Annotated in this window: 17 protein-coding genes and 1 tRNA gene; 13 read left to right on the top strand and 5 right to left on the bottom strand. The window is 58.7% G+C overall.

Features of this window, described 5'->3' with window-relative positions; all coding sequences use genetic code 11:
• The first annotated feature begins 59 nt into the window (after positions 1 to 59).
• The 4 genes from ACEWMW_RS11310 to ACEWMW_RS11295 all read left to right on the top strand — a co-directional run bounded on the left by ACEWMW_RS11310 (position 60) and on the right by ACEWMW_RS11295 (position 5,348).
• Complete coding sequence (locus ACEWMW_RS11310; RefSeq protein ID WP_409414037.1) at positions 60 to 1,499, top strand: 2-oxo acid dehydrogenase subunit E2; 1,440 nt, start codon at positions 60 to 62, stop codon at positions 1,497 to 1,499.
• A gap of 172 nt (positions 1,500 to 1,671) precedes the next feature.
• Complete coding sequence (gene lpdA, locus ACEWMW_RS11305; protein WP_409414036.1) at positions 1,672 to 3,081, top strand: dihydrolipoyl dehydrogenase; 1,410 nt, start codon at positions 1,672 to 1,674, stop codon at positions 3,079 to 3,081.
• A 22-nt stretch (positions 3,082 to 3,103) separates the two neighbouring features.
• On the top strand, positions 3,104 to 4,966 hold the full coding sequence (locus tag ACEWMW_RS11300; RefSeq protein WP_409414034.1) for a cation:proton antiporter domain-containing protein: 1,863 nt from the start codon (positions 3,104 to 3,106) through the stop codon (positions 4,964 to 4,966).
• Position 4,967: 1 nt separating this feature from the next.
• The gene (locus tag ACEWMW_RS11295) at positions 4,968 to 5,348 is read left to right on the top strand and encodes a hypothetical protein (protein ID WP_409414033.1); all 381 of its coding nucleotides are present in this window, start codon (positions 4,968 to 4,970) and stop codon (positions 5,346 to 5,348) included.
• Between the two features lie 23 nt (positions 5,349 to 5,371).
• On the opposite strand, the gene ACEWMW_RS11290 is transcribed toward ACEWMW_RS11295, so the two are convergent.
• Positions 5,372 to 5,461, bottom strand: a tRNA-Ser gene (locus ACEWMW_RS11290).
• A gap of 101 nt (positions 5,462 to 5,562) precedes the next feature.
• Between ACEWMW_RS11290 and ACEWMW_RS11285 the strand changes: the two genes are divergently transcribed.
• The 8 genes from ACEWMW_RS11285 to ACEWMW_RS11250 are packed head-to-tail and all read left to right on the top strand — an operon-like array spanning position 5,563 to position 12,720.
• Positions 5,563 to 6,585, top strand: a complete 1,023-nt coding sequence (locus tag ACEWMW_RS11285) for a lytic murein transglycosylase (RefSeq protein ID WP_409414032.1) — start codon at positions 5,563 to 5,565, stop codon at positions 6,583 to 6,585.
• Positions 6,586 to 6,595: 10 nt separating this feature from the next.
• Positions 6,596 to 7,852, top strand: a complete 1,257-nt coding sequence (locus ACEWMW_RS11280) for a D-alanyl-D-alanine carboxypeptidase family protein (protein ID WP_409414031.1) — start codon at positions 6,596 to 6,598, stop codon at positions 7,850 to 7,852.
• A complete protein-coding gene (gene tmk / locus ACEWMW_RS11275) occupies positions 7,849 to 8,505 on the top strand; it encodes a dTMP kinase (protein ID WP_409414030.1) in 657 nt (218 codons plus the stop codon). The genes ACEWMW_RS11280 and tmk overlap by 4 nt, the downstream gene beginning before the upstream one ends.
• On the top strand, positions 8,499 to 9,458 hold the full coding sequence (locus ACEWMW_RS11270) for a DNA polymerase III subunit delta' (RefSeq protein ID WP_409414029.1): 960 nt from the start codon (positions 8,499 to 8,501) through the stop codon (positions 9,456 to 9,458). Before tmk ends, ACEWMW_RS11270 begins: the two co-directional genes overlap by 7 nt.
• Entirely contained in the window at positions 9,451 to 11,016 is a 1,566-nt protein-coding gene (metG, locus tag ACEWMW_RS11265) for a methionine--tRNA ligase (RefSeq protein ID WP_409414028.1), read from the top strand. The genes ACEWMW_RS11270 and metG overlap by 8 nt, the downstream gene beginning before the upstream one ends.
• Positions 11,016 to 11,792, top strand: a complete 777-nt coding sequence (locus tag ACEWMW_RS11260) for a TatD family hydrolase (RefSeq protein ID WP_409414027.1) — start codon at positions 11,016 to 11,018, stop codon at positions 11,790 to 11,792. The genes metG and ACEWMW_RS11260 overlap by 1 nt, the downstream gene beginning before the upstream one ends.
• The gene (locus ACEWMW_RS11255; RefSeq protein WP_409414026.1) at positions 11,789 to 12,556 is read left to right on the top strand and encodes an MBL fold metallo-hydrolase; all 768 of its coding nucleotides are present in this window, start codon (positions 11,789 to 11,791) and stop codon (positions 12,554 to 12,556) included. The genes ACEWMW_RS11260 and ACEWMW_RS11255 overlap by 4 nt, the downstream gene beginning before the upstream one ends.
• Positions 12,553 to 12,720 (top strand): hypothetical protein, encoded by a 168-nt coding sequence (locus tag ACEWMW_RS11250; protein ID WP_409414025.1) that lies wholly within the window; start codon positions 12,553 to 12,555, stop codon positions 12,718 to 12,720. Before ACEWMW_RS11255 ends, ACEWMW_RS11250 begins: the two co-directional genes overlap by 4 nt.
• A 210-nt stretch (positions 12,721 to 12,930) precedes the next feature.
• Here ACEWMW_RS11250 and ACEWMW_RS11245 read toward each other — a convergent pair whose 3' ends face one another.
• Positions 12,931 to 13,692 carry an SDR family NAD(P)-dependent oxidoreductase gene (locus tag ACEWMW_RS11245; protein ID WP_409414024.1) on the bottom strand — a complete coding sequence of 254 codons (762 nt, stop codon included), beginning with the start codon at positions 13,690 to 13,692 and terminating at the stop codon, positions 12,931 to 12,933.
• Positions 13,693 to 13,774: 82 nt separating this feature from the next.
• On the opposite strand from ACEWMW_RS11245, the gene mazG reads away from it, so the two are divergent.
• Complete coding sequence (mazG, locus tag ACEWMW_RS11240; RefSeq protein ID WP_409414023.1) at positions 13,775 to 14,530, top strand: nucleoside triphosphate pyrophosphohydrolase; 756 nt, start codon at positions 13,775 to 13,777, stop codon at positions 14,528 to 14,530.
• Here mazG and hflX read toward each other — a convergent pair.
• From hflX to ntrX, 3 genes are all read right to left on the bottom strand, one after another.
• A complete protein-coding gene (gene hflX / locus ACEWMW_RS11235; RefSeq protein ID WP_409414022.1) occupies positions 14,525 to 15,841 on the bottom strand; it encodes a GTPase HflX in 1,317 nt (438 codons plus the stop codon). The genes mazG and hflX overlap by 6 nt on opposite strands.
• Before the next feature lie 17 nt (positions 15,842 to 15,858).
• Positions 15,859 to 16,398 carry an RNA chaperone Hfq gene (hfq, locus tag ACEWMW_RS11230; RefSeq protein ID WP_409414021.1) on the bottom strand — a complete coding sequence of 180 codons (540 nt, stop codon included), beginning with the start codon at positions 16,396 to 16,398 and terminating at the stop codon, positions 15,859 to 15,861.
• Positions 16,399 to 16,550: 152 nt separating this feature from the next.
• Complete coding sequence (ntrX, locus tag ACEWMW_RS11225; RefSeq protein ID WP_409414020.1) at positions 16,551 to 17,933, bottom strand: nitrogen assimilation response regulator NtrX; 1,383 nt, start codon at positions 17,931 to 17,933, stop codon at positions 16,551 to 16,553.
• Between the last annotated feature and the right edge of the window lie 26 nt (positions 17,934 to 17,959).

Raw genomic sequence — 17,959 nt, 5'->3', positions numbered from 1 at the left:
GTCCCAAATTGGCCAGAGAATGTCGCATTCCGCTCCCCAGGAAGGACAAAGCAGCGACCATGCCTATTGCGATCAAAATGCCCGCTCTCTCGCCCACGATGGAAGAAGGCACGCTTGCCAAATGGCTTGTGAAAGAGGGTGATACGGTTTCCGCAGGCGATATCATGGCCGAGATCGAGACCGACAAGGCGACGATGGAGTTCGAAGCGGTCGACGAAGGCACAATCGCCAAAATCGAGATCGCGGAGGGGACTGAGAACGTTAAAGTGGGCGAAGTGATCGCGATCCTGGCCGAGGAAGACGAAGATGTGGGCGACGCAGCAGCTGGCGGCAGCGCGAACGCTAGCGAAGAAGCCGCTCCTGCACCTTCGCCGCCCGCCCCAGCACCGAGTGCAGATGGGCCTGCGGCAACGCCAACCGCCCGCAAGCTGGCAGAAGCGAAGGGCGTCGATCTCGCCTCGATTACCGGCACCGGCCCCAAGGGCAAGATTACCAAGGACGATGTCGAAGCTGCTGGCGGGGGAGGGGATTCTGCTGCCTCGGCGCCAACTCCGGCACCTGCCGCTGCTCCGGCACCTGCACCTGCCGCAACGCCCTCGGGCGACGGACGGATTGTCGCTTCACCGCTTGCCAAGCGGATTGCCGAGCAGAAGGGCCTCGATCTTTCGACCATCACTGGCAGCGGACCCAATGGCCGCATCGTCAAGGCTGATGTCGAGGATGCAAAGCCGGGAGCAGCGCCTGCGGTAGCGCCCGCAAGCGCGCCAGCGCTTGCACCCGCACCTTCGGTTTCGCCCGAGGATGGCGGCGCCCCTTACGAAGAGCAGAAGCTCAACAATGTCCGCAAGGTCATCGCGCGCCGCCTGACCGAGGCAAAGCAGACCGTACCGCATATCTACCTCACGGTAGATGTCCGGCTCGATGCGCTGCTCAAGCTGCGCAAAGAGCTCAACGCTTCGCTCGAAGCGGACGGCGTCAAGTTGTCGGTCAACGATCTCATCATCAAGGCACTGGCGCGCGCATTGCAGCGCGAACCGCAGTGCAACGTCAGCTTTCAAGGCGATGTGATGCATCAGTACTCGCGGCAGGACATTTCCGTTGCGGTGGCCGCGCCATCGGGGCTGATTACGCCGATCATCAAGGACGCGGGCCGCAAAGGCCTCGCCGAGATCTCGACCGAGATGAAGGAGCTTGCGGGCAAGGCGCGCGACGGCAAGCTGCAGCCGCATGAATACCAGGGCGGCACTGCCTCGCTCTCCAACCTAGGCATGTTCGGCACCAAGCAATTCGACGCCGTGATCAACCCGCCGCAGGGCATGATCCTGGCAGTCGGCGCGGGCGAACAGCGACCCTATGTGGTCGATGGCGCCCTGCAGGTCGCCACCGTAATGAGCGTCACCGGTAGCTTCGATCACCGTGCGATTGACGGGGTGGACGGCGCGAAACTGCTCGATCAATTCCGCAATCTGGTCGAGAACCCGGTTGGTCTGGTGGTCTAGAGACACGCTGTCCTACACGAGCCAATCTGTGCGATGGAGCCAGCATGACAGTCGGCAATCAACGCGATGACATGGCGAGGGTGGAACAGACGAGGGCGCAGAGATTTTTCAGCCGTATGGACAGTGCTCCATGTGCTCCATCCAGTAGGATTTCAAGAGAGGTTATTGAGTAATGTCAGCTAGTTACGACGTTATTGTTCTGGGCTCTGGACCTGGGGGCTATGTCGCGGCTATCCGCTGCGCGCAGCTGGGCCTGAAGACCGCGATTGTCGAGCGCGAGAACTTAGGCGGTATCTGCCTCAATTGGGGCTGCATCCCCACTAAGGCGCTGCTGCGCTCGGCCGAGATCTTCCACTATATGCAACATGCAGGCGACTACGGCCTCAAGGCGAAGGAGATCGAAGCCGATCTCGAGGCGGTGGTGAAGCGTTCGCGCGGCGTGGCCAAGCAACTCAACCAGGGCGTCACGCACCTGATGAAGAAAAACAAGATCGCGGTGCATATGGGGGAGGGCGTGCTGACCGGCCCGACTGCGCTGACGGTCAAAGGCGAGAAGGGTGAGGAAAAGCTCACCGCCAAGCATGTGATCGTCGCTACCGGAGCACGGGCTCGCGACCTGCCTTTTGCCCCGGCAGACGGCAAGCGCATCTGGACGTACCGGACTGCCATGACCCCGCCCGAAATGCCGAAAAAGCTGCTGGTAATCGGCTCTGGGGCGATCGGGATCGAGTTTGCAAGCTTCTACAATGACATGGGCGCGGATGTGACCGTGGTCGAAATGCTCGACCGGATCGTGCCGGTGGAGGACAAGGACGTCTCCGACTTCCTCGAAAAATCGCTCAAGAAGCAAGGCATGACCATAATGACCGGCGCGGGGGTCGAGGATGTCAAGGCCGATGCCAAGGGCGTGAAAGCCAAGATCAAGGGCAAGGATGGCAAGGTCAGCGAGCAGGAGTTCTCTCACTGCATCGTCGCCATCGGCATCGTACCCAATACCGAGAACATCGGCATCGAGAAGCTGGCCGAGATGGATCGCGGCTTCATCCAGATCGACCCATATGGCCGCACCAAGTCCAAGGGGCTGTGGGCGATTGGCGACTGCACACCCGGCCCGTGGCTGGCGCATAAGGCATCGCACGAGGGCGTCACCGCGGCCGAAGCCATCGCGCAGAAGTTAGGTAACACGGACGTCCACCCGCACGGGCTCGACCGCAACAACATTCCCGGTTGCACATACTGTCATCCGCAGATCGCATCGGTCGGTATGACCGAAGCCAAGGCGAAAGAGGCGGGTTACGAGGTGAAGGTTGGCAATTTCCCCTTCATTGGGAATGGCAAGGCGATCGCGCTGGGCGAGGCTGAAGGCTTCACCAAGACCGTGTTCGATGCGAAGACCGGCGAGCTGCTCGGCGCACACATGATCGGTGCCGAAGTGACCGAGATGATCCAGGGTTATGTCGTCGGCAAGACGCTGGAGACTACGGAGGCGGAGCTGATGCAGACCGTTTTCCCGCATCCAACCATTTCGGAATCGATGCATGAAAGCGTGCTCGCCGCATACGGGCTGGCCTTGCATATCTGATCGGCTCAGGTGAGGAGGGCGAATGACAGACTTTCTCCTCATCGCCTTCGTATTGCTGGTAGCCGGCGTCGCAGCCGTGCCGGTTGCGACGCGCCTGGGGTTGGGGTCTGTCCTGGGCTACCTGCTCGCGGGGATGGCAATCAGCCCGATCCTGATCGGATTGGGCGTCGATATCGACGGCCTGCAGGTCTTCGCAGAATTCGGCGTGGTGATGATGCTTTTCATCATCGGCCTCGAGATGGAGCCGAAAAGGCTTTGGGAAATGCGCGGTCAGCTCGCCGGACTTGGCGGGGGGCAAGTGCTGGCGACAATTGCGGTACTTGCTGCAATAGCGCTGGTATCCGGCAGCCAGTGGCAGACCTCGCTCGCGATCGGGATGGTGCTGGCGCTTTCGTCTACAGCCATTGTTGTCCAGACGCTCACGGAGAAAGGCCTGCTCAAGAGCGAGGGCGGTCAATCGAGCTTCTCGGTCCTGTTGGTGCAGGATGTCGCTGTCATTCCGATGCTGGCGCTTATTCCACTATTAGCCCTCCCAGAACTGGCAAGTGCTGGCCACAATTCGGGCGGCGGTCACGGCGGAGGGCATGGTGGAGGTTTCAACCTCACAGAAGGCTTGCCAGCATGGGCATCGGGCCTGGTGACAATTGGCGCGGTTGGCGCGGTGGTTCTGATCGGTCATTTCATTACGAGGCCGGTATTCCGCTTTATTGCTGCTGCGAACCTTCGCGAGCTGTTCACCGGGGCCGCGCTGATGTTCGTCATCGGAATCGCGCTCCTGATGACGATGGTCGGACTATCGCCTGCCTTGGGCACGTTCCTTGCCGGAGTTGTGCTCGCCAATAGTGAATACCGGCACGAGCTCGAAAGCGATGTCGCGCCGTTCAAAGGCCTGCTGCTCGGCCTTTTCTTCATAACGGTGGGCGCCGGGATCGACTTCGCGCTGGCCTACGAACAGTTCGGCAGCGTAGTGTTCTGGGCCAGTGTCGTGATCCTGACCAAGATCGCCGTACTGCTCGTGATTGCGCGGATTTACGGCCTCAAGGGATCGGCCAAATGGTTGTTCTCGTTGAGCCTTGCCCAGGCCGGCGAGTTCGGATTCGTGCTCATTGCATTCGCGCTCGCCAATTTCGTGCTGAGCGAGCCACTAGCGGACTTGCTTCTGCTCGTCGTGGCTCTGACAATGCTCGTCACGCCGTTGCTCTTCATTGTTTACGACAAGATCTTCGCCTGCTCGCAGGATGAAGATGGGCGTGATGCCGACGATATCGATGAGGAAAATCCAGTAATCATTGCCGGAAGCGGACGTGTCGGCGGCATAGTCAACCGCATGCTGCAGGCAGCCGGGTTCTCGACCACGATGATCGACTACAGCTCGCGTCAGCTGGAGCTTGGCCGCAAGTTCGGTTTCAAGAGCTATTTCGGCGACGCCACCCGACCTGATTTGCTCCACGCTGCGGGAATCGAAAACGCCAAGCTATTGGTGGTCGCGCTCGACGAACGCGAGCAGATCGACAAGCTGGTCAAATACGCATTGTCGCATTTCCCGGACCTTCACGTCACGGCCCGCGCAGTAGACCGCAACCATGTTTATGAGCTCTGGGCTTATGGATGCCGCGACATTATCCGCGAAACATACGATAGTACGCTACGCATGGGGCGCTCTTCCTACGAAGCGTTGGGAATGGACAGGCAACAGGCGCAGGCCGCGGCAGATGCGTTCGAGGAAATGGATCGACGGGCGATGCGTGAAGTTGCGGAGCACTACGATCTCGACATCCCGTTCGACGAAAACCAACCGCTGATCAATAAAGTGCGCGAACTGAGAGCTGAATGGGACCCGGTCCTACGCGAGCAGATGGACGAAATACTCAAACGGGGGCGATAGCATGACGCGGCAAGTCAACAGGGTCATCCAAAGCGCCAGAGAACATATCGATACCTGGAATACCAGGGATAATGAAGCCATCGCCGCAATGATTAAGTTCCCCTTCGTGCAGTTTGATCACGATGGCTCAATGCAGATTATGTCAGAAGCCGACGAACTGTTCGACTTCGCGGCGCTAGACCAGTTTTCTACCAACTTGGTTGAGGCAGAGGTCGTTCAATCTGGCCCAGCGATGACTGTGATAAAAATCTCATTCCAATGGGAATATCCAAACCAGGGCTTCGTCGGAATAGGGAATGCGGTCTGGGGGTTCGAACAGATTAGCGGTGAATTCAAGCTGAGGTGGCGGCAATTCCTTGGTTGGAATAGCGCGGACGAATGACCGATCGTCTCTGATGGCATAGTTGGCGGACAGGGTGGGATTCGAACCCACGGAGGGCTTGCACCCTCGGCGGTTTTCAAGACCGCTGCATTCGACCACTCTGCCACCTGTCCGCTGGCGTCCCGCTAGCGATCCGAAAACGATTTGTCACCATCTCACTGCAATCCGTCGATTGGTTGTTCCTCATACATGTTCGATGTGACATTATACGCCCATGAAAGTTCGACACTTATTCACCCTCGCAGCTGCCATTTTCGCCGGATCGTTCAACGCTCCAGTCGCGGCGCAGGATCTGAGCTTTGACGCCTATCTCCAACTCCTGATCGCCAAGGCGCGGGCGGAAGGTGTGAGCGAATCAACGATCCAGCGCATGACAGCGGGGTTGGAAGCCAATGATCGCGTCATTCGCCTCGATCGTTCGCAGCCCGGCAGCCCGACACGTACCGGCTATCCACCACTCGCGCCCTATATCGCTCGCCACGTGGACAATGCGCGTATCACGGGCGGACAACGGATGCATCGCGCAACGCTGGGTATGCACCGCGCTATTGAGCAGGAGTACGGCGTCCCATCGGAAATCCTAGTGGCGATCTGGGGGCATGAAACGGCATATGGCCAGGTCATGGGCGGGTTTGATCTTTCCCAGGCTTTGGCGACGCTGGCTTGGGAGGGTCGCCGCCGCGATCTGTTCGCTGGAGAATTTGTGGCGCTGATGAAGGTGGCCGACAAAGGCTATTCGCGATCGCGCCTCAAAGGCAGTTGGGCGGGCGCTTTCGGCAATCCACAGTTCCTTCCCAGCGTTTATCTCAAGCTTGCAGCGGACGGCGACGGTGATGGACGGGCCGACATTTTTTCCAACCGCGCGGACACATTAGCTTCGATTGCCAATTACTTCCGCGATGCGGGATGGCGCACGGGGCAGCCGTGGGGCGTTCCGGCAAGCATTCCCGACGGATTCAACGTTGATGTCTACAAGACCAAGATTGTAGCGCCGACCTGTTCGCGAGTTCACGAGCGCCACAGTGAATGGAAAACTGTAGCTGAGTGGCGCGCGTTAGGCGTTCGTCCGCAACGCGTGATTGGCGATGACGCGATGGTCACGCTGTTTCAGCCCGATGGGCCCGGTACCCGTGCATGGCTGTTGACCAGCAACTACCGCGTCATCCTGGAGTACAATTGCTCGAACTACTACGCCATGAGTGTTGGCTTGCTTGCTGACGAGATTGCGCGCTCGTAACCTGCCGCGGATGTGGGCAGTCACCTTTCGTGATTGGCAATGCCGCAAGCACGGCGATATAGGCCGTGACGAGACCATGGCATCATTGTTCCCCTCCAATTTCCGAGCTGTCACTGCGGCTGCAGCGACGGCGATGCTGGCCACACTAATTGCTGTGCCGGGCACTGCCCGTGACACAGTCATTGATCCGGAACCTGCCACCGAAGTCGATGCGCCGATTGCATACCTAGTCGATCTTACCTCCGGACAAGTCCTTTTCGCTCGGGAAGCTGATCGCCGCTTCGTTCCCGCTTCTATCACCAAAGCCATGACGGCCTTCCTAGCTTTCGAGAAGCTTCAAGCCGGGGAGATCGATCCGCGCCAGGTCTATACTGTCAGCGAAGATACCTTTCGCAAGTGGCGGCGAAAAGGATCGACCATGTTTCTCAACCGGGGCGACAGGGTGAGTGTGGATCAGCTCCTACTTGGTGTAACGACAATCTCCGCCAACGATGCGTCTGTTGTATTGGGGGAGGGCGCTTCGGGCTCTCTCGATAAGTGGCTCGAAGAGATGAACGCCAAGGCTCGGGAAATCGGTATGCGGGACAGCCATTTCGGATCTCCCAATGGCTTTCCTGACGAAGGGCACACATTCGTCACGGCACGCGATCTTGCGACGCTTGCTGAAGCTATGTTGCGTCGCCACCCCGGAAAATATCAGCGTTACATTGGCAATTCGGAGTTCTCTTATGCCGATATCACTCAGCCAAACCATGATCCGCTACTTGGAAGAGTCCGCGGAGCGGACGGAATAAAGACAGGTTTTACCTACCAGGCCGGCTTTGGATTTCTCGGATCAGCCGAAAGAGAGGGGCGCCGTCTCGTTACTGTGGTTGCAGGATCGGATAGCGGGCGCGAACGCAACCGGGCCGCCATTGCTCTAATGGAATGGGGCTTCGATGCGTTCGATGGTTACACACTGTTCAGCAAGGGCGACATCGTTGGGAGAGCTGAAGTCCAGAACGGTTCCTGGCCAAGCGTCGATCTTGTCGCACCGCATTTGATCGCAGCGACATTGCCCGCGCGTTCACAGCCGAAGATCGAACTTGCCATTCGCTACAAGGGCCCGGTCCGCGCACCGATCGCCGCTGGTGAAGAGATCGCTCGCCTCCACATCAAGGTCGATGGCATGGACGAATCGAGCGTTCCTCTCGTTGCCGCTGAGGATATCGAAGAGGCGCACTTCGCCCAGCGTATTGGCAACGGCATCTGGCGTTGGCTGACATGAACAAGGAATCAAGCCGAGGCTGCTTCATTGCACTGGAAGGCGGTGAGGGGACCGGCAAATCAACCCAAGCCGCCTTGCTGGTGGATGCATTGGCAAATCGAGGGATCGAGGCCGAACTCACTCGCGAGCCAGGAGGCACTCCCGGCGCCGAGGCTATTCGCGCACTCCTGCTCGATCCGCCCGAGGGAGGATGGAATGCGCGTGCAGAAGCGCTCTTGTTTGCTGCGGCGCGCTCGGATCATGTCGAGCGCCGCATAAAGCCAGCGCTCGAAGCCGGCCGCTGGGTGGTTTGCGACAGGTTTGTCGATTCAAGCAGAGCCTACCAGGGCGGGGCAGGGGGGCTCGGTGACGATGCCATTGCGAACTTGCACGGGTTCGGCAGCGAGGGATTGCGGCCTGACCTTACAGTTCTCATCGAAGTGTCGCCGGACAAGGTGGCCGAGCGGCTTTCCGAGCGGGACGCAGACGGATCCGACGCTATCGGCGGGCGCAGCGCAGCCTATCATGCAAGGGTAGCGGAGAGTTTTGCTGCTCTGGCAAATGAGGACCCCGCCCAGTTTGTCAGGATCGATGGCGATGCATCGCCCGAGGCAGTTCATATGCAGATTCTCGCTGCGATCGAACACTTGATCGCGGAGAGGCAGCAGTGCTGATCGGCCATGAAGAACCTTGGCGCGAATGGCGTGATGCGCGCGAAGGTAGCCGCATGCATCATGGGTGGATTTTTGCGGGAAGGCGCGGTCTCGGAAAGATGCAGTTTGCCCTCAAGGCGGCGCGCGATCTAGTCACGCAGCCTGGGATTCCGCAGCCCGAGAATGACCATCCCGACATAATCGTCCTGACCCATCTGCCTAAGGACGATAAGGAAGAGAAGAAGCGGCAGGACGGCAAGCCTTACGAGGTGAAGCGCAATATTGCGATTTCCCAGATTCGGACGATGCAGCAGCGATTGAATACTCGCCCAACGCTCGGCGACCGGCGCGCAATCATCATCGATCCGGCGGATGACCTTGAGACTGGCGCTGCCAATGCGCTGCTCAAGAGTCTCGAGGAGCCTCCGCAGGGGACGTTCTTCCTGCTTGTTGCACACAGGCCCGCTCAGCTTCTGCCAACCATCCGTTCGCGTTGCCGTATGCTCCGCTTCCCGACGCTCACCGATGCCGACATGGCGCGCTTGCTCGCCGACCTCGCTCCGCATGTTGACGAAAATGGCAGACAGGCGGCTCTGGCTGCAGCTAATGGCTCGCCCGGCATGGCGCTGGATTTCGTGGAGCGCGAACTTGGCGCAATCGATCGCTTGATGCGCGAAATCGTTTCGGGAGGAGATCGCGACTTCAGTCTTAGGGGAAAACTTGCGGAAGCGATCGGCAATCGTCCTGACCGCGCACGGATGCAGGCCATACTGGATCTCGCCCGGTCAGTGCTAGCCCGCGAAATTGAAGACCCGCAGATCGAGCACATTCCTGCGATCGTGGATGGCCATAGCCGCCTGGTTACCTTGGCTGGGCAGGCACCCACTTACAACTTCGATCCGGGCTTGCTGATCATGGAAATCGGCGGCTTGCTTGCCTCGGCTGCGCCCCCTAGGGAGCGCGCAAATGTCTGAACCCTTTTATATCACCACCGCGATCAACTATCCCAACGGCAAGCCACATATCGGCCATGCCTATGAAGGGATTGCGACCGATGTCATGGCGCGCTTCCAGCGCTTGCGCGGACGCGATGTGCGCCTTGTAACCGGCACTGACGAGCATGGCCTCAAGATGGATCAGACCGCCCGCAACCAAGGGCGCGAGACGATCGATCTGGCGGACGAGATGTCTTCCTATTTCCGGGAGATGTGCGCCAAGCTCGACATTCAGTTCGACGAATTCGTACGTACCACCGAGCCGCGCCATCATGAGGCGAGCATAGCCCTGTGGAAGCGGATGGAAGAAGCGGGAGATTTGTATCTCGATCGCTATGAGGGATGGTACTCGGTTCGCGATGAAGCATTTTATGACGAAAGCGAGCTAACCGAGGGTGAGGGAGGTGAGAAACTCTCTCCGCAAGGTACGCCCGTGGAGTGGACAGCCGAGGAAACCTGGTTCTTCCGGCTGTCCAATTACCAGGACAAGCTCCTCAAACTTTACGAGGACCAGCCCGATTTCATCCGGCCGCAAAGCAGGTGCAACGAAGTCCTTCGCTTTGTCGAAGGCGGCCTGAAAGATCTCAGTGTCTCGCGCACGAGTTTCGATTGGGGTGTGCCGGTACCCGGATCGGATGGGCACGTCATGTATGTCTGGGTGGACGCCTTGACCACATACATGACCGGCGTGGGGTTCCCCGATGTCGATGGAGACACGTTCTCGAAATATTGGCCGGCTGACGTCCATATGATCGGCAAGGACATCGTCCGCTTCCACACGGTTTACTGGCCAGCATTCCTGATGAGCGCGAACCTGCCGCTGCCCAAGCAGGTATTCGGCCATGGCTTCCTGCTCAATCGCGGGCAAAAGGAATCGAAGTCTCTCGGCAATGTGACCGACCCCTTGGAACTCGCCGAGCAATATGGCGTCGACAACTTGCGCTATTTCTTCATGCGCGAGATCGCATTTGGTCAGGACGGTAGCTACTCGGCCGAGGCTATCGTCACGCGTTGCAATGCCGAACTGGCCAACAGTTTCGGCAATCTGGCGCAGCGAACGCTGTCGATGATCGCGAAGAACATGGACGGCAGGATTGAGGCATTCGAGCAGGCCGATGTTGATCGAGATCTCCTTGGGAAGGTCGCCACTGCCTGTGGCAAAGAGCTGCTGGGCGAATTTGAAAAGCTCAATTTTTCGATTGGAATCGAGGCATGGTTACGCGCGGTTTATGCCTGCAATCAATATGTCGACGAGCAGGCGCCCTGGACGCTCAAGAAGACCGATCCCGAGCGAATGAAGGTTGTCTTGCAAACCCTGTTCATCGCCATTCGCGATCTGGCCATCGCGATCCAACCCGTCATTCCGTCTAAAGCAGCAGCGGTGCTTGACCAGTTGGGTGTTCCTGAGAACGATCGCGCCTATTCTTCGCTCGAGTATAGCGACTGGTTTGCGCGCCTTACCGATGCCGGACACGTCATCGACAAGCCGAGCCCGATATTCCCGCGCCTTGAATTGCCGGACCAAGCAGCCGCCTGATGCTGATCGATAGCCACTGTCACCTTGAGTACAAAGGCCTGGTCGAAGATCAGGTTGGTGTGCTCGATCGTGCGCGCGATGCCGGGGTGGGGGGCTTTCTCAATATCTCTACCCGCCAGAGCGAGTGGGCGCAGGTCGTCGGCACGGCTGAACGTGAAAGTGATGTCTGGGCCAGCGTAGGTATCCATCCGCACGAGGCCGATGCACATGAAGACCTTGGGCGCGACGTACTCATTGCGGCGACCGAGAACCGCCGTGTGATTGCGATCGGCGAGACCGGGCTCGACTACTACTACGACAACTCGGAACGCGAAACACAGCGCAAGCTGTTTCGCATGCATATCGGGGTCGCGCGAGCAACCGGGCTGCCTCTCATCATCCATACGCGCGATGCCGAGGATGATACCGCCGAAATTCTAACGGACGAGTTGGGGAAGGGCGCCTTCCCTGCCCTCATCCACTGCTTCACTGCGTCCAAAGAATTCGGTCGCAAAGTGCTCGATATGGGGCTGACGATTTCGCTTTCGGGTATCGTGACATTCAAGAATGCCAAGGAGCTGCAGGAAGTCGCGCGCGATCTGCCTGTGGACCGCGTTCTGGTGGAAACCGACAGTCCGTTCCTTGCTCCGGTCCCGCATCGCGGCAGACCGTGCGAGCCAGCGTTCGTGCGCAATACGGCGGAGTTTGTCGCCGTATTGCGCGGTGAAAGCTTCGAGCATCTGGCTGAGAACACTACCGCGAATTTCCATCGCCTCTTCAGCAAGGCGGCCGCGTGAAGCTGATTATGCTCGGCTCTGGTACGTCAACCGGCGTACCGCGAGTGGGAGACGACTGGGGTGACTGCGATCCGGAAGAACCGCGTAATCGTCGCACCCGGGTTTCAATCCTGGTCGAGAGCGATGAGGGCAGGCGTGTGCTTGTTGATACCTCGACTGACCTGCGCCAGCAGCTACTCGACAACAAGATAGATCGGATCGACGGGGTCTTCTGGACTCACGATCATGCCGATCACTGTCATGGTATCGATGATCTCAGGGTCCTCAGATACGGTCGCGGAGGCCCTATCCCGGCTTACGCCGGGGTTGAGACAGCGCGGCGGCTCAAGAGCCGCTTCAGTTACGTTTTTGCCGGCGAGTTTGGCTATCCGACTATCTGTGCGCTCGAGACACTTGAGAAGTTGCGCATCTTCGCCGGGTTCGGGGTGTCTTGGGTGCAAATGCCGCATGGACCAACTGAGACAACCGGGTTCCGCTTGGAAAATGACGGTAAATCAATCGTATATGCGACGGACTTTAGCGAGATTACGGATAAGATGCTCGAGTGCTTTGATGGTTGCGACGTGCTGGTTACCGATTGTCTCAGGCGCGAACCGCATCCGACGCATGCCCATCTCGAGATGGCTTTGGATCTTGGAAAGCGTTGTAAAGCAAGCAGGATTGTACTCAGCCATCTCGACAAGAGTATGGATTATGCCAGTCTTTGCGATGAAGTCCCCAGTAATGTGATCGTGGGATATGACGGATTGGAGCTGACAGCATGAGCGAATTTGAAGTTGTTCATCTCATCTGGTTGGCCGGAGCACTGATTTTGGTGGCTGGAGGATTGGCCGGTCATCGGCTTTCCTGGAAGAAAGGCCTGGTGATGGCTCTGGCCTGGGTTGGTATCTTTGCGTTGGTGTTTCTTTTCATTGATCTCGTGCGATAGAGGTGACCTGATGGGAAGTAGACCAGAGAATTCAGAGGGATAGGGCAATATCCTCACAATCTGTTGGCTTACCTGATTTAACATAATATATATTATCATTCCACGTTTGGGGAGGAATAGACCTAAGGCAGATCGCGCGAGACCTCCCCCAGATCATCCCAGATCAGGAGTATTCCCCCACAAGCGACCCTGAGACCAGGATCAATCCGATCAAGGTGTCCCGGCAATACGCAAACATTGTCCTGTAACCCAGTTGGAGGCACGCGAACACAGATAGAGCGCTGTAGCCCCGATATCCTCCGGAGTTCCCAACCGGCCGACAGGCAAATTAAGCTGCTTCTCCAGTTCCGGGAAATCTTCGTCTTCCATATCAAGCGCGATCTTCACCGTTTCGGTGGGTACGAAACCAGGCATGATTGTGTTGATCCGCGTTTTAGGTCCCAATTCGTGCGCCAGGGTCTTGGTGAGCATGTTCACGCCGGCCTTCGCTGCGCTGTAGTGGCCGCTGCCGGGAAACGGATCCTGGCCTGCAAGCGAGGAGATGTTCAGGATCCGGCTACCATCACCGAAGTGTTTGCAAGCGGCTCTGACACCGAAGAAAATTGAAGTAAGATTCACATCGAAAGTCCGCTGCCATTCGTCGAGCGGCAGTTCGATCAACGGTTGAGATACTGGCGAACCACCGGCATTGTTCACCCAGATATCGAGCCGTCCGTACTCGTCGATTGCGCGCTGCGCGAGCGCTTCCATCTGCTCTTCGCTCGTCACATCTGTGGTTTGAGCAATAGACCTGCCGCCTTCGTTCGACGCATTGATGATGGAGGCAGTCTCCTCGATCTCGTTGGTCCTGCGCGCCGCGCACACGACATTCGCACCGGCTGATGCCAACACTTCGGCAATGCCGCGTCCGATCCCGCGCCCAGCCCCGGTTACAACGGCGGTTTGGCCCGTGAGGTCGAAAAGATCGTGCATGGATGGTGTCCCTCTGTTGCTTTGCATGGCGAGCGCGCCGAAAAAGTGCGGATACGGCTCAGTTTCGTTTCGCGGAGTGTATATGACGGATCAGATCGATCGGCTCCTGACAATAATGGCGACATTGCGCGATCCGGAAAACGGATGCGAGTGGGACCGTGCGCAGGATTTCGGGACGATCGCACCCTACACTATCGAGGAAGCCTACGAAGTCGCCGACGCGATCGAGCGTACGGATATGGACGATCTGCGCGGCGAACTGGGGGATTTGCTGTTCCAGGTGGTGTTCCATGCGCGCATGGCGGAGGAAGCGGGTCATTTCGCCTTTCGCGACGTCGCGAGGACCATTTCGGACAAGATGGAGGCCCGCCACCCGCATATTTTTGGTTCCGAAGGTGGCCAGATGGGCGAGAAACGCTGGGAGGACCTCAAGGCAGCCGAACGCGAGGCGAGCGGTGCGCAAAGCAGCATGGATGGGGTGGCAAAAACCCTGCCCGCCCTCGTCCGCGCTGAAAAACTCCAGAAACGCGCTGCCCGTGACGGGTTCGACTGGCGCGACACAGATGGTCCGCGCCAGAAGATTATCGAAGAAATCGAGGAACTTGAAGCTGCACCTGCAGACAAGATCGAAGAAGAGGCCGGTGACCTGTTATTCGCGGTGGTGAACCTGCTCCGGTTCCTGAAGATTGCACCGGAAGACGCCTTACGCGCCGGCAATGCGAAGTTCGAGCGTCGCTACCGTTCGATGGAGATGCTCGCCGGAGGTTCGATTGACGGGCTGAAGATTGATGAACAGGAAGCGCTTTGGCAGCAGGTCAAGAAGTCCGAGCCCTCATAGGTTCTCGAACTGGCCGAGTTCCTTGGCCCTGAGGCGGACCGTGAGGCGCCGCATCGGCCCATCGTCCCCCTCGCCCGCATCGGTGTCCTCAAGAACATCGCCATGCGCATGAAGCCAAGCAATGCGCTTGCCGGCGCTAGCGGGAAGAACGAAGTCACGCTGTATCGCGCCGCTGGTAAGGACATTCCCTAGCGCTTCCGTCAGATCTTCGAGACCCTCGCCGGTGAGAGCGCTCAAGGCGACGACTCCTGGATCGAGGTTCGCCACTTCTCGCAATTCCTGCGCGGCATCGCCGCCCAACTGGTCCATCTTGTTCCAGACCTCGATGATCGGGATCTCGATTTCCGCACGCTCGGTGTTTTCCGGTTCGCTTGTGGCAATTCCCAGATCGCCCAGGACCTGGAGCACTTGCTTCTTCTGCGCGGCGCTAGATGGGCTGGCAATGTCGCGCACATGGAGGATCACGTCGGCCCCTGTGACTTCTTCCAGCGTCGCGCGAAAGGCGGCGACGAGCTGTGTCGGAAGGTCGGAAATGAAGCCTACTGTATCCGACAGGATCGCCTTGTCGACCGCGGGTAGCGATATCGCGCGCATAGTCGGATCAAGGGTAGCGAAGAGCAGGTCTTCGGCCATCACATCGGAGCCGGTCATCCGGTTGAACAGCGTGGATTTGCCGGCATTGGTATAGCCGACCAGTGCGATAACGGGCCAGGGCGCCCTTCCCCGTCTGTCACGATGCAGCTTGCGCGTCTTGCGCACTTGCTCGAGTTCGCGGCGCAAGCGCCCCATCCGCTGGCGGATCATGCGCCGGTCGGCCTCGATCTGCGTTTCGCCCGGACCGCCAAGGAAGCCGAAGCCGCCGCGCTGCCGTTCGAGGTGGGTCCAACTGCGCACGAGGCGGCTCTGCTGGTAATCCAGGTGAGCCAGCTCGACTTGCAGGCGGCCTTCAGCTGTAGCCGCGCGTTCCCCGAATATTTCGAGGATCAGGCCCGTACGATCGATGACCTTGCGCGATAGCTTCTCTTCGAGGTTGCGCTGCTGGATAGCGGAGAGGGCGCCGTCGACAATCACGAGCGCAGCCTCGTGCAAATTGCACTCGATCGCGATGTTTTCGATCTGCCCGGAGCCAAACAAGGTGCCCGGTTTTACCGAACGCACGGGGATGATCGACGCCGACACGACTTCGATACCGATTGCGAGGGCGAGCGAAGACGCTTCCTCAAGCCTGGCTTCGGCGTCGAGGTCATACCCTTGCCCTGAAATGTCAGGAACGATTACGAGCGCGCGGGCACCGCGCGAAACCTCGCCCATGAGGTCATCATCAAAGCTCAGTCGTCGTTATCCCAGTCTTCGCTTAGGTCGACCGGCCCGGCAGGCTGGATGGTCGAAACAGCGTGCTTGTAGGCCAGTTGCACCATGCCTTCGCGTTCGAGCAGCATGCAGAACAAGTCGTAAGCAGCGATCTGTCCTTGAAGCATAACGCCATTGACGAGGAACATCGTCACTTGCGCTTCGGCTTCCGTCACGCGCGACAGGAAAACGTCCTGCAGCAGGCGCTGTTTGGCATTCGAATTCTGACTGGCGAACTGCGCCGTATCCATCGGCTGCGATGGCATGATGGTCGACACCGCATGCTTGTAAACCAGTTGCGATTGCCCATCGCGTCGCAGCAGGATCGAGAAATTGTCGAACCAGGTCACAATGCCTTGCAATTTTACCCCTTTGACGAGGAACATCGTCACAGGAGTCTTGTCCTTGCGCAATTGGTTGAGGAACGCGTCTTGCAGGCTTGGCTGCTTTCCGCCCTTCTTCTGATCGTCAGCTGGTGTTGCTTTCGGCCGGGCCGAGAGAGTGTTTTCGCTGGGCATTGCCAGTCTCCTTTGTTCTTGGCAGCCGCCCTTGGCGCGCCGCAATCTGGGCAGGACGCTGGTGCCCCTGCCCGCCTAATTGCCTAAAATAGTGACAATTTCGCGTTTCGCAAATGTTTCAGAAGAAACTGCGTTTGTTCTTCAGGCAATATCTAGTCGTCGTCATCACTCTTGCGGTTCGCCATGCCGAGCAGCTTGAGTTTACGGTGAAGCGCGGATCGCTCCATCCCGATGAAGCTCGCCGTCTTTGAGATGTTGCCGGAAAACCTGCGTATCTGCACGCTGAGATACTCACGCTCGAAGCTCTCCCTGGCTTCGCGCAAGGGGGCACCCATCAAGGCTGTCAGACCACCTCCGGATCCCAGCTTCCCGCCTGTGACTTCCGCAGGAAGCATATCAGCTTCCACTTTCTCAAAATTTTCCCGCGGGGTCAGGATGATGGTTCGTTCGACAACATTGCGAAGCTGACGGACATTTCCGGGCCAGTCATACGCCTGTAGTGCTGCGAGAGCCTCTTCTCCAAGCTCCGGTGCCGGGATACCCTGCTCGGCAGCATAGCGGGTAAAGAAATGTTCGGCGAGCGCGGGAATATCATCGCGCCGCTCGGACAGTGACGGGATCGATACCGGCACCACATTAAGCCGATAGAACAAGTCCTCGCGAAAGTTCTTTGCGTCCATCTCGGCCTGCAGGTCCCGCGAGCTGGATGAAACCACGCGCACATCGACACCAATCTGGCGGGATCCACCCACACGCACGAAGCTTTGTTCGGTAAGGACACGCAGGATACGCGCCTGGGTCGAAAGCGGCATATCAGCCACTTCGTCGAGATAGAGCGTGCCTCCGTCGGCCGTTTCGAGAAGTCCCGGACGGACGAGCTTGCCCTCCGCCTCCTCGCCGAACAGTTCATGTTCGAAGCGCTCGGGAGTGATCCGCGCCGAATTGACCGTTACGAAGGCATGGCCGACACGCGGGCTCCAGGCGTGAAGCAGGCGCGCAGCCACTTCCTTGCCAGCCCCGCCTGGCCCTGTGATGAGAACCCGGCTTCCGGTATTTGCGACGCGTTTGAGCGTGGCTCGCACCGTGTTGATAGCGGAGGAATTGCCGGTGAACTCTTCGCCGTGGCCGAAACCCTCGCGCAGCCGGACATTCTCGCGGCGGAGCCGCTCGGTCTCGGTTGCTCTTTCGACCAGCAGCAGCAATCGTTCCGCTTCGAAGGGCTTTTCAATGAAATCCATCGCGCCCCGGCTGACTGCCGATACGGCCGTGTCGATGTTCCCGTGACCCGAGAACACCAATACGGGCAGTTCGGGCTCACGCTGCTTGATCGCATCAAGCACTTCCAGTCCGTCCATCGGACTCCCGTGGAGCCAGACATCGAGCAGGACGAGACTGGGCCGGCGCTCGTCGATCATATCGAGCGCGGCCTTGCTGTCCCCGGCCGTGCGGCATTCGTAGCCCTCATCGCTCAAGACGCCTGAGACGAGCTCGCGAATGTCGTGCTCGTCATCAACAATCAGAATATCTAGAGCCATGCTCTTATAACCTCGCAGGAAAGTTC

Source organism: Litorerythrobacter xanthomarinus, from assembly GCF_046254955.1.
Lineage (GTDB): Bacteria > Pseudomonadota > Alphaproteobacteria > Sphingomonadales > Sphingomonadaceae > Qipengyuania_C.
The sequence above is the reverse complement of the archived record's forward strand: the minus strand, read 5'-3'. Positions and strand labels throughout refer to the sequence as shown.

Coding starts and splice junctions, on each gene's coding strand:
- ACEWMW_RS11295 (WP_409414033.1), top strand. CDS start 4,968: ATGACGCGGCAAGTCAACAGGGTCATCCAAAGCGCCAGAGAACATATC.
- ACEWMW_RS11245 (WP_409414024.1), bottom strand. CDS start 13,692: ATGCACGATCTTTTCGACCTCACGGGCCAAACCGCCGTTGTAACCGGG.
- hfq (WP_409414021.1), bottom strand. CDS start 16,398: ATGCCCAGCGAAAACACTCTCTCGGCCCGGCCGAAAGCAACACCAGCT.
- ACEWMW_RS11300 (WP_409414034.1), top strand. CDS start 3,104: ATGACAGACTTTCTCCTCATCGCCTTCGTATTGCTGGTAGCCGGCGTC.
- mazG (WP_409414023.1), top strand. CDS start 13,775: ATGACGGATCAGATCGATCGGCTCCTGACAATAATGGCGACATTGCGC.
- ACEWMW_RS11310 (WP_409414037.1), top strand. CDS start 60: ATGCCTATTGCGATCAAAATGCCCGCTCTCTCGCCCACGATGGAAGAA.
- tmk (WP_409414030.1), top strand. CDS start 7,849: ATGAACAAGGAATCAAGCCGAGGCTGCTTCATTGCACTGGAAGGCGGT.
- ACEWMW_RS11280 (WP_409414031.1), top strand. CDS start 6,596: ATGTGGGCAGTCACCTTTCGTGATTGGCAATGCCGCAAGCACGGCGAT.
- lpdA (WP_409414036.1), top strand. CDS start 1,672: ATGTCAGCTAGTTACGACGTTATTGTTCTGGGCTCTGGACCTGGGGGC.
- ntrX (WP_409414020.1), bottom strand. CDS start 17,933: ATGGCTCTAGATATTCTGATTGTTGATGACGAGCACGACATTCGCGAG.
- ACEWMW_RS11285 (WP_409414032.1), top strand. CDS start 5,563: ATGAAAGTTCGACACTTATTCACCCTCGCAGCTGCCATTTTCGCCGGA.
- ACEWMW_RS11250 (WP_409414025.1), top strand. CDS start 12,553: ATGAGCGAATTTGAAGTTGTTCATCTCATCTGGTTGGCCGGAGCACTG.
- ACEWMW_RS11260 (WP_409414027.1), top strand. CDS start 11,016: ATGCTGATCGATAGCCACTGTCACCTTGAGTACAAAGGCCTGGTCGAA.
- hflX (WP_409414022.1), bottom strand. CDS start 15,841: ATGGGCGAGGTTTCGCGCGGTGCCCGCGCGCTCGTAATCGTTCCTGAC.
- metG (WP_409414028.1), top strand. CDS start 9,451: ATGTCTGAACCCTTTTATATCACCACCGCGATCAACTATCCCAACGGC.